At 65.3% G+C, this 16,034-nt stretch carries 13 protein-coding genes and 1 pseudogene; 5 read left to right on the top strand and 9 right to left on the bottom strand.

The window, feature by feature from the left end; all coding sequences use genetic code 11:
* Positions 1 to 218 precede the first annotated feature (218 nt).
* On the top strand, positions 219 to 692 hold the full coding sequence (locus VQ045_RS16640; RefSeq protein ID WP_331830898.1) for a hypothetical protein: 474 nt from the start codon (positions 219 to 221) through the stop codon (positions 690 to 692).
* Between the two features lie 65 nt (positions 693 to 757).
* Here the strand turns inward: VQ045_RS16640 and VQ045_RS16635 are convergent.
* From VQ045_RS16635 to VQ045_RS16620, 4 genes and pseudogenes are all read right to left on the bottom strand, one after another.
* A pseudogene (locus VQ045_RS16635) lies at positions 758 to 2,934 on the bottom strand (hypothetical protein).
* Positions 2,931 to 5,795, bottom strand: coding sequence for a DUF4159 domain-containing protein (locus VQ045_RS16630; RefSeq protein ID WP_331830897.1), 2,865 nt, complete (start codon positions 5,793 to 5,795; stop codon positions 2,931 to 2,933). Before VQ045_RS16630 ends, VQ045_RS16635 begins: the two are co-directional and overlap by 4 nt.
* Positions 5,792 to 6,718, bottom strand: coding sequence for a DUF58 domain-containing protein (locus VQ045_RS16625; RefSeq protein WP_331830896.1), 927 nt, complete (start codon positions 6,716 to 6,718; stop codon positions 5,792 to 5,794). The genes VQ045_RS16630 and VQ045_RS16625 overlap by 4 nt, the downstream gene beginning before the upstream one ends.
* A gap of 13 nt (positions 6,719 to 6,731) precedes the next feature.
* Positions 6,732 to 7,742 (bottom strand): AAA family ATPase, encoded by a 1,011-nt coding sequence (locus VQ045_RS16620; protein ID WP_331830895.1) that lies wholly within the window; start codon positions 7,740 to 7,742, stop codon positions 6,732 to 6,734.
* Positions 7,743 to 7,937: 195 nt separating this feature from the next.
* Here VQ045_RS16620 and VQ045_RS16615 point away from each other — a divergent pair, with 195 nt between their 5' ends.
* Genes VQ045_RS16615 through VQ045_RS16605 form a run of 3 tightly spaced genes read left to right on the top strand, consistent with a single transcriptional unit; the run spans position 7,938 to position 10,410 of the window.
* A complete protein-coding gene (locus tag VQ045_RS16615) occupies positions 7,938 to 8,525 on the top strand; it encodes a DUF1285 domain-containing protein (RefSeq protein WP_327626180.1) in 588 nt (195 codons plus the stop codon).
* 17 nt (positions 8,526 to 8,542) lie between these two features.
* A complete protein-coding gene (locus VQ045_RS16610; RefSeq protein ID WP_327648036.1) occupies positions 8,543 to 9,172 on the top strand; it encodes a CoA pyrophosphatase in 630 nt (209 codons plus the stop codon).
* The gene (locus tag VQ045_RS16605) at positions 9,169 to 10,410 is read left to right on the top strand and encodes a CCA tRNA nucleotidyltransferase (RefSeq protein WP_331830894.1); all 1,242 of its coding nucleotides are present in this window, start codon (positions 9,169 to 9,171) and stop codon (positions 10,408 to 10,410) included. Before VQ045_RS16610 ends, VQ045_RS16605 begins: the two co-directional genes overlap by 4 nt.
* A gap of 84 nt (positions 10,411 to 10,494) precedes the next feature.
* Here VQ045_RS16605 and VQ045_RS16600 read toward each other — a convergent pair whose 3' ends face one another.
* Both VQ045_RS16600 and hemF read right to left on the bottom strand, forming a co-directional pair.
* Positions 10,495 to 10,671: a DUF1059 domain-containing protein gene (locus tag VQ045_RS16600; RefSeq protein ID WP_327648038.1), complete on the bottom strand. Its 177-nt coding sequence runs from the start codon at positions 10,669 to 10,671 to the stop codon at positions 10,495 to 10,497.
* Positions 10,672 to 10,758: 87 nt separating this feature from the next.
* The gene (gene hemF / locus VQ045_RS16595) at positions 10,759 to 11,667 is read right to left on the bottom strand and encodes an oxygen-dependent coproporphyrinogen oxidase (protein ID WP_327622990.1); all 909 of its coding nucleotides are present in this window, start codon (positions 11,665 to 11,667) and stop codon (positions 10,759 to 10,761) included.
* Between the two features lie 304 nt (positions 11,668 to 11,971).
* Here hemF and VQ045_RS16590 point away from each other — a divergent pair, with 304 nt between their 5' ends.
* The gene (locus VQ045_RS16590) at positions 11,972 to 12,244 is read left to right on the top strand and encodes a hypothetical protein (RefSeq protein WP_331830893.1); all 273 of its coding nucleotides are present in this window, start codon (positions 11,972 to 11,974) and stop codon (positions 12,242 to 12,244) included.
* A 23-nt stretch (positions 12,245 to 12,267) separates the two neighbouring features.
* On the opposite strand, the gene VQ045_RS16585 is transcribed toward VQ045_RS16590, so the two are convergent.
* The 3 genes from VQ045_RS16585 to VQ045_RS16575 form a co-directional block, all read right to left on the bottom strand.
* Positions 12,268 to 14,235: a putative bifunctional diguanylate cyclase/phosphodiesterase gene (locus tag VQ045_RS16585; protein WP_331830892.1), complete on the bottom strand. Its 1,968-nt coding sequence runs from the start codon at positions 14,233 to 14,235 to the stop codon at positions 12,268 to 12,270.
* 15 nt (positions 14,236 to 14,250) lie between these two features.
* Positions 14,251 to 15,030 carry a substrate-binding domain-containing protein gene (locus tag VQ045_RS16580; protein WP_331830891.1) on the bottom strand — a complete coding sequence of 260 codons (780 nt, stop codon included), beginning with the start codon at positions 15,028 to 15,030 and terminating at the stop codon, positions 14,251 to 14,253.
* A gap of 303 nt (positions 15,031 to 15,333) precedes the next feature.
* Complete coding sequence (locus VQ045_RS16575) at positions 15,334 to 15,861, bottom strand: tRNA (cytidine(34)-2'-O)-methyltransferase (protein WP_331830890.1); 528 nt, start codon at positions 15,859 to 15,861, stop codon at positions 15,334 to 15,336.
* Positions 15,862 to 16,034 lie beyond the last annotated feature (173 nt).

Below are 16,034 nucleotides of genomic sequence, written 5' to 3'. Positions count from 1 at the left end.
GCATCGCCACGATGCCGCTCGACAAGGCTCTCGACTATATCGCCGCCGAGCCGGATTTCTGGATCCACGCTTGAGCGAAAACCCGCTCAAAATGGCCAAAGTCGAGCTTAGAGGATGTTCAAAAAGCCATACGTGAGCGAGCAGTTGCCTCCGGCACGGGCGTTCCGCCGGCGTCCTTCGGAAGCGGCAATTACGGCACTTCGGAGTATGGGGGCGGATTGTCTGCCAATCGGCACTTTGTAGTTGGCGAACAGGAGCCAGAAGAGGCGTTTACGGGAGCCGGTGGCAATGAAGGGCAGGGTCGCCCCTTGGAGTTCGGCGATCAGTTGGATGGACCCAACGTACTTGATGGACGTATTAACTCGGCAGGGCCGGTGACTATAGCCATAGATCCCGACAGTGAAGATATCGTCGAAATCAGGAAAAATCTTAGTGAGATTGTGCGACAAGTTCGCAGCAATAATCTGTTCATGGTGGAGGGAGGTGACGAGGCCGAGCGTAACCTCATGCAATTGGAAGCGGCCATCATGCTGCTTAAGGTTCGTGAAATCGATCCGAATCTTTGGCTGGGAATGGTAAGGCCTGCATTCTCCTATCTTTCGAAAAAAATCGCCGAGAACGCTCTCAATTACGCCATTGATGTGATTATCGCAGCCACAGTGTCGCTCGCCGTGCGGCATTTCGCGGGGTAAGCAGAAGCAGTCGTTTGGAGTCAATTTTCCGCCATCTGTGGCGAGAGTGAGATTGGCCCGCCCCGCTACCGCCCCTCGCGATACCAGGTCGCCGAGAGTGCCAGGAGCAGCACCGCCAGGCCGAGGAAGCCGGCGAACAGCGGTGTCCGGTCGACGCCCCTGAGCACGGTCTCCTCGGTCTTCCGCAGCCCGATCCAGTCGCGGCCATCGGCATCCGCGCGGCCGCTGACCGGCACGATGCGCGGGACGTCGATGTCGCCGGACGCCCCGGTCAGCCGGCGGACGCTGCCGCGCGTCGCGTCAGTGATCGGTTCCAGCTTTTCCGTCGTCGAGATCGCTTCGCGATATTCACGCGGATTGACCGGGCCGACATTGGCCAGAGCGCGCAGGTCGCCATTGGCAGCTTGGAAAAGCCCGAGTTCGTCGGTCTCCAGCACGCCCTCGTAGCGGCCGGCGCCGACCTCGATCATCGGCACACTGAGCGCTTGGCCGGATGGCGTCAAAACGGTCGCGGGACCGGGTTGCTCGCCGATCGTCTGGCGGGTGACGAGAAGGTCGGAGCCCCGCGCCTCGGCGTCCAGTGCCTCTTCCTCTAATTCGGGTTCCTTCATCAGCCAATGGGCCAGACGTCGGAACAGCGCCACATGCGGGCCGCCGCCCTCGAAGCCGCGCGACCACAGCCATTCGTGATCGGACAGAAGCAGCGCGATGCGGCCTTCCTCGACCCGGTTCAGGACGAGGAGCGGCTTGCCGTCCGGCCCGTTCATCACCGTCTCGCCCTTGGGTTCGCCGACGTCGATCGAACGGAACCAAGGGCTCCAGTCGGGCGGTTCGCTGTTCNCTTGCCGTCCGGCCCGTTCATCACCGTCTCGCCCTTGGGTTCGCCGACGTCGATCGAACGGAACCAAGGGCTCCAGTCGGGCGGTTCGCTGTTCGAGCCGGGCAGGTTCCGCGTGACAGGATGCTTGCGGCCGAGGTCGGAAATTCGCGGATAGAACGCCTTCTTTTCGATGCCGCCGGTCGGCATCGCCGGCAGCACCGCCTGCAACGGCGTGGTCGCGACACTTTCGTTGCCGGCATATTCCGGCCCCGCGGCGATCAGCATCGCCCCGCCGTTTTCGACATATTGGGCGATGTAGTCGAAATACAGCGCCGGCAGCACGCCGCGCTCCTGATAGCGATCGAAGATGATCAGGTCGAAATCGTCGATCTTTTCGACGAACAGTTCGCGGGTCGGGAAGGCGATCAACGACAGCTGGTCGATGGGCGTGCCGTCCTGCTTTTCGGGCGGGCGCAGGATGGTGAAATGGACGAGATCGACGGCCGCATCCGACTTCAACAGGTTGCGCCAGGTGCGCTCGCCCGCGTGCGGTTCGCCGGAAACCAGCAGCACCCGCAAATTCTCGCGAATGCCGTCGACGACCGCGATCGCCCGGTTGTTGACCGGGGTGATCTCGTCGGGATCACGCGCGGCGGAGAGTTCCAGGATGTTCTTGCCTGACCGCGGCAGTTGGAAGGTAAATTCGGCCTCGCTGCCGGGGCGGACCTGCTCGCGGGCGATCAGGTCGCCATTGAGGAATATCTGCACCTCGACCGGCGCGTCCGAGGCTTTCGGACCCTCTTCGATGACCCGGTAGCGCAGGCGCTGGTCCTCGTCGACGAGACCGAAGCGGGGGCTGGTCGTCACCTCGATGCGGCGGTCGAACTCGTCCGGCCGGCCGGTGACGAGGCCATGGACCGGCGCGTTGAAGCCGAGCGCCTGCGCTTCGGCCGGAATGTCGTGGATCTGGCCGTCCGTGACCATGATCGCGCCGGCCACCCGCGCCGGCGCAACGTCCTTGAGCGCGCCCGCGAGCGCGCCGAACAGCGCGGTGGTCGCGTCGCTGGACGGCGCATTGCCCGATCGTGCCTCGACGGTGCGGACTTCGAACTCGGGATAGCGGGCGAGACTCGCCTTCAGCGCCGCCTCGGCCGCGTCGGTCTGCGCTGTGCGCTCGCCGATGGTCTGGCTCTGGCTGCGGTCGAGGACGAGCGCGACGACACTCTTCAACGGGTCGCGCTGTTCGCGCAGGACGACAGGGTTGAGCAGCGCCAGCAATAGTGCGGCGATGGCGAGGATGCGGATCACCGCGCCGCGCATTCGGGCAAAGATCAGCGCCAGCGCCAAAAGCACCGCCGGCACCGCCAGGATGGCGATCACCGTCCAGGAGAAGAACGGCGCGAAATCGATCGACCAGGTCATTGGCCGAGCCTTTCCAAGAGCGCCGGCACATGCACCTGATCGGCCTTGTAGTTGCCGGTGAGCACATACATCACGATGTTGACCCCCGCCCGGTAGGCGTATTCGCGTTGCGAGGGGTCGGACGAATCCGTCGGAAACAGGAACAGGCCCCGTGCGTCGACCGCCCAGGCGCTGGCGAGATCGTTGGCGGTGATCATGATCGAGGAGACGCCGTCACCGCCGCGCGCCGGCCGCGAGGCCCCGCCCGCGTCGCGCACCAGCGATTCCACCCACAGGTCGGACCCGGTGTGCCGGCCCGGAAAGTCGCTCATGATGTAGAATGCCTTGGTCAGCACGTGATCCGAGGGAACCGGCTCCAGCGGCGGGATGTCGAGATCGGCCAGGATATCGCGCAGCCGCCGCTGGCCAGCCGAGACGCCGCCGCCGGAGAGGCCCGCCAGCGTGTCGTCGGCGACGTCGAAGAGCACGGTGCCGCCCTGTTTCATATAGGCGTCGATCCGGCTCACCGCCGCCTGATCCGGCATCGGCGCGGCGGGATCGATCGGCCAGTAGATGATCGGATAGAAGGCGAGTTCGTCGGCGGCGATGTCGACCCCGATCGGATCGCCCGGCTCCAGCGCGGTCTTCGCCGCGATGTATTGGCTCAGTCCGGACAAGCCGGCGCGGGAAATGTCGTCGGTCGCCGCATCGCCGGTTTCGACATAGGCGAGATGGGTGGTTTCGGTGGCTTCGATCGCCTTTTCGACATCGAAGGGCAGGTCGATCGAGGCCGGTGCGCCGGTCTCGGCAGTCTGTGCCCGTCCGGGGTCAATGGAAGCGGCGAGCGCCACGGCCGCCACAAGGGCGATCACCGGCAGCGCGGCCGAGCGGCGTTTGGCGAGTGTCGTTCCAATCCGCGAGAACGCTCCGTTCAGCCACAACAGCGCCAGTGCGTCGAGCGCGAACAACACCAGCGCGGCGGCGAACAGCCACGGCGTCAGATCGACGGCGTCCTCGCCGCCATAGCCGCGTGACTGCAAAGGCGCGCCGAGATCGAGCGGGGGCAGGGGCTTCAGTGCGGTGCCCGCCGGCAAGAGATTGTGGGCAATGTAGCCGTCCTCGGTGCCGTAAAGGCCCGGCGGGTTCTGCAGCGTTACCGGCGGCAAGCCCTCCGCGACGGGCTGAAGCGGCTGCACGTCGGCGCCGGGGCCCACGAGGCGTCCCTGGCCGTCGAGGACGCGGTAAGGCGGCAGACTGTCGGCCGCCGTCTGCCCGTCGGTGGTGTTCGCGCTCGCCCGCGACAGGGTGACGATCCGGCGCAGCATGTCGACGAAGGCGCCCGAGATCGGCAGGTTGGACCAGGTCGCCTCGGCGGTGACGTGAAAGAGCACAATCGTTCCGGCGCCGAGGGACTCGGCGGTTACGAGCGGCGTGCCGTCGACGAGGCTCGCCCAGGTCTTGTCGGCGAGGTCGACGGAGGGTTCGGCCAGGATCTGCCGCGTGACGGAGACGTCGTCGGGAACCTTGATCCCCGCGAACGGGCTTTCTGGCGCCAGCGGCGCGATCTTCTGCGGCTCCGACCAGGACATGGCCCCGCCGAGCTGGCGTTCGCCGGTGCGCAGCCGCACCGGCACCAGCGGATCTTCGCCGGTTGTTGCGGCGAGCCGCGGCCCCGCGAAGCGCACCAGATAGCCGCCGTCCTCGACGAATTTTTGCAGGGCGATTTCGGCCGTCTCGGGCAGCACGCCGATGTCGGCCAGAACCACCACCGAGGGCCGACGCTCCAGAAGCGATGGAATGGCCTCGGCAAGGTCCGCGCTGTCAGGCCGCACGAGGTCGGCGTAGGGCTCCAGCGCGCGAGTGATGTAGTAGAGCGGCGACAACAGCGGTTGCGCGACGTCGGCGGATTCGCCCGACACCAGCGCCACCCGGCGTCGCCGGAAACTGTCGTCGACCAGCCGCACGCCGCCGGCGTCGCTCGCCCCGTCCACTTCCAGCCGCGCGATGTCGTTGCGCAGTTCCACCGGGATCGCGAAGCGCGCTTCGGCGGCGCTGTCACCGGCGGCGAATTCCAGTGGCGCGCGGCCGATCTCGCGGCCCTGCGCGTCGACGGCACGCAAGGCGAACGTCCTCGCTTCCGTGCCACCGGCCGGCCGCACGGCTGTGACGACCAGCGCTTCGGTCGAGTTGTCGGCGCCGGTCAGCCCGACGAGCCCCTCGATGCCGGGCGCATAGACGATCGCCTGGCTGGGTGCGAGCGCCGCCAGGGTCCGCGCCGCCGACGCCGTCTCCGCGCTGTCCAGCCCGTCGGCGAGAAAGACGAGCGAGCCCGCGCTGTTGCCGGCGAGCGCCGTCGCCATGCGTTCGGCCGCCGCTGCGCGGTCGGTGGGGATCGGGTGCGGTGCTGCAGCGGCCAGCCTTTCGAGCGCCGTTGCCGCCTCGACCGGTGTCGCGTCGTCGCTCGGGCCTTCCGCCGTGAAGGCGAGGGAAATCGGCCGGCCGGCGTCGCCCGCCTCGCGGATCAGGCCTTCGGCCGCCGCGCGCCGCGCGTCCCAGTCGCTGCCGCTCGCCCAGCCATTGTCCACCAACAGCGTCAACGGCCCGTCGCCCGACAGCTGGCTTTCGCGTGGGTTCAGCGTCGGGGCGGCGAGCGCGAAAATGATCAGCGCAGCCAGCAGCAGCCGCAGCAGCGTCAGCCACCACGGGCTCTTCGATGGCGTTTCCTCGCTTTTCAGGATCTCCTGCAAGATCCGCAGCGGCGGGAAGGTCTCGGTCTGCGGACGCGGCGGGGTCAGCTTCAGGAGCCACCAGATCACCGGTAGCGCCAGAAGTCCGAACAGCACCAGCGGCGCACCGAAGGACAGGGCGAGGCCGCCGATCATGCCGCCGGTTCCTTCGATCGCGGTCCCATGACCTGCGGCACGCCGCTCAGCCGGCCGTGGACGGCGACCAGCGCTTCCGAGGCCAGCCGGTCGGTGCGGTGGGCGATGAAGCTCCAGCCAAGCCGCCGGCAATGTTCGGCGATGTGCTCGCGCCGCGCCTTGTAGAGCGTGGTGTAGTCGTCGCGCAGGGTCTCGGCGCGGCCGGCGGTCAGCTTCGCCCCGGTCTCCGGATCGCGGAATTCGGTGCGCCCGACATACGGAAACACTTCCTCGGCCGGGTCCGCGACCATGATCACGTGGCCCTTGATGCCGCGTCGGCCCAGGCGGTCGATACGGGCGACGAGGTCGTCGACCGGGTCGAGAAGATCGCTGACGATGACGAGTTCGGTGAAGCGCTTCAGCCGGTCGTCGGGCGGGAACGGATCGTCCGGCCGGCTGTTGAGCAGCGCGGTGGCGATCCGCTCCGCGGCGTTGCGCGCCGAAATCGGGTCGATGACCCCCGGATAGCCGATCCGCTCGCCCGACCGCGCCAGTATTTCCGCCAGCGCGAGGATGATGACCAGCGCACGGGATTCCTTCGAGACCGTCGCGCCCTTCGACTGGTAGCGCATCGACGGCGACGGATCGGCCCACAGCCAGACGGTCTGGGCCGCCTCCCATTCGCGGTCGCGCAGATAGACGTGGTCGTCGCGGGCCGAGCGCCGCCAGTCGATGCGCGAAACCTGTTCGCCGTCGACGAAGGGGCGGAACTGCCAGAAATTCTCGCCGACGCCACGCCGGCGCCGACCATGCCAGCCGGAAATCACCGTCGCGACGACGCGCCGTGCCTCGACCAGAAGGTCTGGCATCAGCGCGGCGCGCTGGCGTGCCCGCACGAGGGCTTCCGGCGCTTTGGTGAGTTCGACGGGTGAGCCGATCGGCATGCCTGCGGCCGCCTTACGCCGCATCGCGCTTCAGCGCGCCAATGACCTCGCGCACGCTCATGCCCTCGGCGCGAGCCGAGAAGTTGAGCGCCATGCGGTGCTGCAGGATCGGTTCGGCCAGCCCCATGACATCGTCGATGGACGGCGCGAGGCGCCCGTCATAGAGCGCCCGTGCCCTGACGCAGGTCATCAGCGCCTGCGACGCGCGCGGGCCGGGACCCCAGGCGACATGCGTATCGGCGTGGCTGTTGCCATTGCCCGGACGCGCGGACCGCACGAGCTGAAGGATCGCCTCGACGACGCTCTCCGCGACCGGCATGCGGCGCACTAGCGACTGGATTTCGCGCAGGCGCTTGGCGGTCATCACCGCCTCGGCCGATTGGTTGTCGTTGCCGGTCGTCTCCAACAGAATGCGGCGCTCGGCCGCGATATCCGGATAATAGACGTCGACCTGCATCAGGAAGCGGTCGAGCTGGGCTTCGGGCAGCGGATAGGTGCCCTCCTGCTCCAACGGGTTCTGTGTGGCGAGAACATGGAACGGCGCCGGCAGATCGTGGCGCTCCCCGGCGACGGTGACGTGATATTCCTGCATCGCCTGCAACAACGCCGACTGGGTGCGCGGCGAGGCGCGGTTGATTTCGTCCGCCATCAGGAGCTGGGCGAAGACCGGCCCTTTCACATAGCGGAAGGACCGGCGTCCGGTCTCGTCCTGGTCCATCACCTCGGTGCCGACGATGTCCGACGGCATCAGATCCGGCGTGAACTGGATCCGCCGCGCGTCGAGGCCAAGGGCGACGCCGAGCGTGTCGACGAGCTTGGTCTTGGCAAGGCCCGGCACGCCGACGAGCAGCGCATGGCCGCCGGCGAGAATGGCGACGAGGCTCTGTTCGACGACGCTTTCCTGGCCGAAGATGACCCGGCCGACCGACTCGCGCACCTTGGCGATATCGGCGAGCGCGGTTTCCGCCATGGCGATGACCGCGTCGTTGCTGAGGGTCGCCTCCTGGGGCTGCATCATCGTCATCAGGAGTTCTCCGTCGAGGAATTGTCGCTGGGCGCCGCGTCGGGGAGGGCGCGTAGCCGCGGCGGAATCGTAACATGGAAACGGCTCCCGCCGCTCATGGCAAGCAGGACGCCCGCAACTATTTCGTGACTGCGAAGCCCGGCCAAAATAAGACCGGCTCCTATATGGGACCGATTGCCGCGGAAGGGGAGAAACATGCAAGAGGCGACATCGAATGCCGGCGGCATCAGCCTTGCGGCACTCATCTCCCGCGCCGAGCGTGCCGGCAAGGGAGCACCGCCCGTCGAGCTGTGGAATCCGGCCTATTGCGGCGACATCGACATGGTCATCCGCTCCGACGGAAGCTGGACCTATATGGGATCGCCGATCGGCCGGCCGGCCTTGGTGCGGCTGTTCTCCACCGTGCTGCGCAAGGACGAGGATGGCCGGACCTATCTCGTGACGCCGGTTGAAAAGCTGGGGATTAGCGTCGAGGACGCACACTTTCACGCGGTCGAAATGAGCCGGGAAGTCAGGGACGGCGAACCGGTCCTGACCTTTCGCACCAATGTCGGCGACGTCGTCGAAGGGGATATCGAACACCCGCTGCGCTTCGCCATTGGCAAGAACGGCGAATTTCGACCCTATGTCACGGTGCGTGGCCGGTTGGAGGCGCGGCTGACACGGGCACTGGCGTTCGAGCTTGCCGATTTCATCGAGCCGGTGGCCGAGGGTAGCGGCCGCCATGGCGTCCGTTCGGGCGGCGCTCTGTTCGACATCCCGGCCGAGGCGCACGACATATGACGACGATGCCAGGAAACATGTCACATCAACCCCGATATACCGCCGCCGATATGCGCACGCGAATGGAACGGCGTGGGTGGATCGCCGAGGAAACCCGTGAATACGGCGACCATCTGCTCAATCCCGATCTCGTCCAGCTGATGGAGCGGGCCGAGGCGCGCGAGGCGGCGGTTCTCGTTCCTGTCGTCGAGCACGCGGACGGCGCAACGGTGATCCTGACCAAGCGCGCCGACCATCTGCGCAAACATTCCGGCCAGATCGCCTTTCCGGGCGGCTCCGTCGATCCCGAAGACGCCTCGCCGGAAGCTGCGGCAATTCGCGAAAGTACCGAAGAGATCGCCCTCGATCCGGGCCATGTCGAGCCGATCGGCCAATTGCCGCGCTACCTGACCACCTCCGGCTTTCGCATCACCCCGGTCGTCGCGATCGTGCGGCCGGGATTCCGTCTCCTCGCCAATCCGGCCGAGGTCGAGGACGTGTTCGAGGTGCCGCTCGAATTCTTGATGACGGAAGCCAATCACAGCCAGGAAAGCCGCATCTGGCAGGGCACGGAGCGGCGCTACTATGTGATGCCCTTCGGCGAGCGCTTCATCTGGGGCGTCACCGCTGGCATCATCCGTACCCTCTACGAAAGGCTTTATGCATGACCGTGACGACGATCGACGCGTCCTGGCTGACGTCCGCGTCGCTGCAATCACTGCTGTCGGCGCTGTCGCGCGATGGCGAGGAGGCGCGCGTCGTCGGCGGTGCGGTGCGCAACTGGATCCTCAATCAGCCGGTCAGCGATGTCGATGTGGCGACGACCACCGCTCCCGAAGAGACGGTGCGGCGCGTCGAGGCGGCCGGTTTCCGCGCCGTGCCGACCGGCATCGAGCACGGGACGGTGACGGTGGTCACGCCCAAGCGGGCCTACGAGGTGACGACGCTGCGCAAGGACATCGAAACCGATGGCCGCCGCGCCACCGTCAGCTTCGGCCGCGACTGGCAGGCCGACGCCGAACGTCGGGACTTCACCATCAACGCGCTGTATTGCCAGGCGGATGGAACCGTCGTCGACCTCGTGGGCGGCATTCCCGATATCGCCAGCCAGACGCTGCGCTTCATAGGCGACGCCGAGACACGCATTCGCGAGGATTATCTGCGCATCCTGCGATTTTTCCGGTTCTTCGCCTTTTACGGCAAGGGCCGGCCGGACGCCGAAGGAATCAGGGCGTCGACGCGGCTGAAGGACGGGTTGGTGGGGCTTTCGCCGGAGCGGATCTGGTCGGAATTGCGCAAGCTCCTTTCAGCGCCCGACCCGTCGCGCGCGCTGTTATGGATGCGCCAGACAGGGGTGCTGACGGCCGTTTTGCCGGAGACCGAACGCTGGGGCATCGACGCCATTCATCCGCTGGTTGATGCCGAGCGGGCCTTCGGCTGGGATGCCGATCCGATGCTGCGGCTGGCAGCCATCGTGCCGCCGGATGCCGCGCGGCTCACCGAAATGGCCAAGCGGCTGCGCTTTTCCAACGCCGAGCGCGACCGCATCGTTGCCTTCGCCCACGCCGAGCCGGTGCGGCCGGACGAGAGCGAGGCGGCGCTACGCACCCGGCTTTATTTTGGCGATCGATCGTCGATCATCGACCGGTTGCGCCTGGGCCTCGCGGCGGCGCGGATCAAGGCTGAAACGACGCCGCAATCGCTGACCGCGGTCGCGACGCTGACTCGCCAGTTGGCCGCGGCTGAACGCTTCGACCCGCCGGAATTTCCGGTCGATGGCGAGGATCTGAAACGGGCAGGCATCGCGCCGGGGCCCGACATGGGCGAGGCGCTGAACCGGCTTCGCCGGCTCTGGGCCGAGAGCGGTTTCGTACTCGACAGCGAGGCGTTGATGTCCCGGCTCTGAGAGAGCCGGGACATCACAGTCCACCCAACAAAAAAGCGGGCCGTCGGCCCGCTTCGCAGTTTCATACGGCCCAAACCGAGCGGCCTAGTTCAACAGCTCTTGGGTCTTCATCCGGAACGAATCCAGCATCGTCAGTGAAATCCGATCGACGCCGAGTTGCTTGGCCTGGACGACGGCCCGCCGGACCACTTCGGCCTGGCTTTCCGCGCGGATGATACGATGGCAGCCGGGAATGATGCCGGCACAGTCTAGTTCGTACATGAACGATCCTCCCTGATCAGCTACACATACGATTCGCGAAACGCCGAATCAATGAAACACCTTTACATTTCGTTAAAAAATTACAAGTCAGGGCCACTTCACAATCGGCGGCATCGACGACAGGATCGAGGCGACGTTGCCACCGGTCTTGAGGCCGAACAGCGTGCCACGATCGTAGAGAAGATTGTATTCGACATAGCGGCCGCGGCGGATCAGCTGCTCCTCCCGATCCGCCTCGGTGTATGGCTGGACGACGTTGTGGCGCACGATGTGCGGATAGACCACCAGAAACGCCTTGCCGACGTCGCGAGTGAAGGCGAAGTCGGCGTCCCAGCCGCCTTGCTCCTCGGACGAGTGCAGCCAATCATAGAAGATGCCGCCGACGCCGCGCGCCTCGCCCCGGTGCGGCAGGTAGAAATATTCGTCGCACCATTCCTTGAAGCGGGTGTAATCGGCGACATCCCCGTGCCGTTCGCAGACGAACTTCAGCGCCTTGTGGAAGGCGAGGGTGTCGCGATCGTCGTCGGTGCGGCGCCGTTCGAGCGTCGGGGTCAGGTCCGCGCCGCCGCCGAACCACTGCCGGGTCGTCACCACCATGCGAGTGTTCATGTGGACCGCCGGCACATTGGGATTGCGCATATGGGCAATCAGCGAGATGCCGGACGCCCAGAAGGTCGGATCCTCCTCGGCGCCGGGGATCTGCTTGCGGAACTCCGGCGAGAATTCGCCAAAAACCGTCGAGGTGTGGACGCCGACCTTCTCGAACACCCGGCCGTGCATCATCGACATCAGGCCGCCGCCGCCATCGCCCTCCCGCGACCATTCGGCGCGTTCGAAGCGGCCGGCCGCGAGCCCGGTTTCTTCGCCGAATTCAGCCTCGATCTCCTCAAAAACGCCGCAGATCCGATCGCGCAATACCTCGAACCAGGCCTGCGCGGTTGCCTTTTTGGCTTCGATGTCGTCCGGCAGCCCTTCAGGCAGGTTCGGCTGTTCCATTTGGGTGTCACTCTCATGCGTCGGGGCTGGCCCACGATCCATCCTTTTCACGGCACGGCGCCGGACATTGCCCCGGCGGTGCCACCTGTTGCAGGGCAATGGCATCCGACAGCCGCCCGCGCAATGCCAAGTTCATGAAGCGGCAAACGGGTTTGCCAAGCCCAGCGGGAAAGCTGCGCAAAAGATCGTCCGAATTTATGGCCGAGGCTGCTCGCCATGTGGCGGCATGGGCGCCGATTCGCAAAAACCACGGCGGGCCGCTATCTTTTCCATCCGTGTCCGATTGCGATCCCAGAGATAGTTCATGTCCCGGCTTATCCGCCCGCCGCTCGACGGCCTCGCCAAACGCCTGCACGAAACCCGCGACGATCGCGCCGCCGGACGAATCCGGGGGCAGGGTGGCGACAGCTTCGTGCGCGAGACCTTCACCCTGCCGCGCGAGGCGGCGCGCACCAAGGCGCGGGAGTGGTTCGACCGCTATCCCAAGGCTGCGTACTGGACCTCGGTGGAAAGCTGGCGGCAGCTGCCCGAGGGCGAGATCGAATTCACCATGCGCCGGCTGCCAAGCGCCGACTGAAGCCTGAGCCGACAAAAGGCGTATTAAGCGCCCGCTACCGCCGTCGGTGCGGAAAAGGAGACGCCTTTCGCAGCGTCGTTCTCCCGCGAGTCGTCCTTTGACGAAGCGCTTGTACTGTCCGCCACGGCTCTCCTGCCAGCGGACGTGGCCACAGCTGTTGCATCGCCATTCTGAAAGGATTGAACGAGGGCGTCGATGTGCTCGCCGGCCATCGGCCGCCCGAAGTAAAATCCCTGGACCTCCTCGCATCCCTGCGCCCTCAACAGGTCGGCTTGCTCGATCGTTTCGACGCCCTCGGCGTTCGATTTCATGCCGAGGGCCCGGCCCAGACTGATCACAGCGTTGATGATACTGTCGGCGTGGTCGTCACGGCCCATATCGGCGATAAAGGATCGGTCGATCTTGATCTTGTCGAAGGGAAAACGCCGGAGATAGCTCAAGCTGGAGTAGCCTGTTCCAAAATCGTCCATGGCGATCTTTACGCCCAACTCTTTCAGCGCGGTCAGGATGGCGATGGTGGCGTCGGTGTCTTGCATCAGGACACCCTCGGTGATTTCCAGCTCCAAACGCCCGGCATTCATACCGGTCTCTTCGAGCGCATGCCGGACCACCGCCACGAGATCGCCGCGGCGAAACTGCACCGGCGAGACATTGACCGCGACTTTTAAAGACGGCCACGCCTGGGCCTGGCGGCAAGCCGTATGAATGACCCAGTCGCCGATCGGCAAGATCAGCCCCGTCTCTTCGGCAAGGGGAATGAAACGATCTGGCGCAATCATCCCCTGCTCCGGATGATTCCAACGTATCAGGGCCTCGACGCCGATGAGCGCGCTTGTCGCCAGATCGATCTGAGGCTGGAAGTGCAACTGCAACTGGTGGTTTGCCAACGCCCGGCGCAGGTCGATTTCCATCGTCTTGCGCTCCAGCAAGCGGCGATTCATCTCCTCCTCAAAGAATTGGTAGTTTCCGCGTCCGCCGCTCTTGGCGCGATAAAGCGCCATATCGGCCTGCTGAAGCAGGTGGGATGGATCGGCTTGTCCACCGGGCTCGCAAATCGTGACCCCGATGCTCACACCAATCATCGCTTCCTGCCCTGAAAGATCGAATGGCTCGGCGAGTATGGCGATCAGTCTCTGGGCCAGCTGAGCGGCTCCGTCGGGCTGGGCGATCCGCTTCTGGATGATGGCGAATTCATCGCCGCCCAGTCGCGCCAGCACGTCGTTCTGGCGTAAGGTCCCGCTCATTCGGTCACTGACCTGCTTCAGCAACTCGTCCCCGGCTGCGTGACCCAGGAGATCGTTGACCCCCTTGAAGTGGTCGAGGTCGAGAAAAAGCACGGCGGCGGGCGTTCCGTCACGCGCGACATCGGCAATGGTGTGGGTCATCCACTCCTGAAAAACGGCGCGATTGGGCAGGTTGGTGAGGGCGTCGTGGCTTGCCAGAAAGGAAGCGCGTTCGATCACCCTGCGCAGCAAGCGCAGTGGTACCGCGCGCAAGGCGATGAAAATGCCGGCGCCGAGAAGCCCGGACAGAACGAAGACCATCAGGCTTTGCACCAACTGCGGCCGCAGCGAGCGCTCTAACTCCACACGCCCGACAATCACCCCGGCATCGTAGAGCGGGTGGCTATCGCGGATGGTGGGACTGAGGAGCGGGGCGACGCCGGTGGTGTGTTCGGCGATAAGGTCGCCATTTTCAGCGAAGACCCGTTGAATTTCTGTGTAGGTCTCGCGCGCTGCGTCGTCGAGCAGTTCCTGGATGCGGAGCGTTTCGAATTCCCACATACGAGGATTGTGGCCGATCAGCTGTGAAATCTGTTTCGCGTTGATTTCGGTTTTGGACTCGATATTTCCGGTATTGTACTGATAAACATAATAAAAATGCAGGGCAGGCAACACCAGGGCGACGATGATCGCTGCCGCGGCCGCCACTGCCGTGGTGAACGCCAAGGCAGAATCATCAATCTCTTTCGACCGTTTGACCACGTTCACCCCACCGGATTTCTGTTATTCGGCCATTGGGCTATGGCCCGTACTGGCAAGGATGTTCTGACCTTCTGCTGAGCTCACGAAGGCGACGAACGCCGCGGCAGACCGGGCGGCCTCAGGCTTGGTCACGAGATGCAGGTCTTTGACGAAGCCGTAATCGGCTTGCGCGGAGAGGGCCACTGTCGGCAAGACGCCGTCCAGCGATAGGATTTTAAGTCGCCGGCCTTCTGTCGCGATCTGGCCGATCGCGGCGAGGCCGATCGCGCCTGGCAACCGCTCCAGCGCCTCGGCATTGTCCTGATCGTTCGTCGCCGAGACCAATCCAGGACGGCTAAAGGCGATATCGACGGCGCGGTCCATCCCGGGCGAAAGCTTGCGCAGCAGCAAGGTGTCGGTCTCCGAAGCCGGGCGCAGGACGAGGCGGATGATCGATCCGTCCGGCCAGCGCGTCGTCTCGCCGGTATAAATGGCCTCCAGTTCACCGGTGGTGATATCCTCGATGGGCGCATTGGGTGATGTCACGACGGCGAGGGGGGTGCGGGCATAGAGGTTGCTCGTCGCACCGGCCGCGCGTTCCTCGTCCGTGAGGGCGCGGGAACTGACCGCAATATCCACGGCGCCCGCAAGCAGCGCCTTGATGCCGCCAGTGCTGCCCAGGCTGGGCAATACCTCGATCTGGCTGTCGGGGTGTTCCTTCATGTAAGACGCGCCGAGAAGTCGCATCCCGCCGAGCGCCACACCCGTCCCGCCGATCCGAAGAGTCTCGGCTTGTGCCACTACTGCGGCGGCCAGCGTCATGGCCGCAATAATAGTTGTTCTTGCAACAATAAGCGCTATATTAAGTCTCATTGACTAACGACCTTGCCCGCACGCCTTTACGTTTTGGTTCGGAAAGCTACGTGGAAAACGTTTACGATTTGATCGGTCGTTTTTGCTGTGACAATAAGTCGCCTATATTAAACATAAGCGGCCCCGGACCTGAGTTCGGCCGGCGCGCGTGATGGTGCTTTGCCCGCATCGGGGAAGCGGAAAAGGTGACGCAAAAACAGGCCGTGAGCGAAACGGGCGCTCTCGACGATGGCGGTCCCGAAACCGGGGCGATCACCGCGCCGTGCTGCCCCACCTGACCTGCCGCAACGCTTCACCCGCCGCCATGCCGGCGGCGACGGCAAGGTTGAGCGAGCGGCCGCCGCCATCCATCGGGATCGTCACGGCCGCGTCGGCGAGCGCATGGACGCCGTCCGGCACGCCGGCGCTTTCGCGGCCGAACAACAGGATGTCGTCGGGCGTGAAGGCGAAGTCGGTGTAGCGGGTCGACGCCTTGGTGGTGAACAGGACAAGTCGCCGCCCGGCCGCCAACCGCGACGCCTCGAAGGCGGAAAAATCCACATGACGGACGAGGCGGGACATGGCGAGGTAATCCATGCCAGCCCGCTTCAGGGCACGGTCGGAGAGGTCGAATCCGGCTGGCTCGACGATCTCGACGACCAGATCGAGGCAGGCGCCGAGTCTGAGGATCGTGCCGGTGTTGCCGGCGATGTCCGGCTGATAAAGGGCCAGCGAGATCGGCCCGGCCCCCGTCGGGGCGGCCGTCCTGTCCGGCTCGTGGTTGTCGCGATCCTGCGTCATCGGTGGCCTTGCATGTCGTCGTGAGGGGCGGCGTGCCGCGCCCGGCGTCGCCGAGACCGTGAATCGGCCTCGGTTTGTCCTATATCGAAGGGACCGCGTCGCCACAGCCGGTTGTCGTCCAAAAAGCCCGGGCCTGCCTGATTCGTTGAACCGGCGTCCGATCCGATGGGAAG

Origin of the sequence: Aurantimonas sp. E1-2-R+4, assembly GCF_036549515.1 — a bacterium.
GTDB lineage: Bacteria > Pseudomonadota > Alphaproteobacteria > Rhizobiales > Rhizobiaceae > Aurantimonas > Aurantimonas coralicida_A.
The sequence above is the reverse complement of the archived record's forward strand: the minus strand, read 5'-3'. Positions and strand labels throughout refer to the sequence as shown.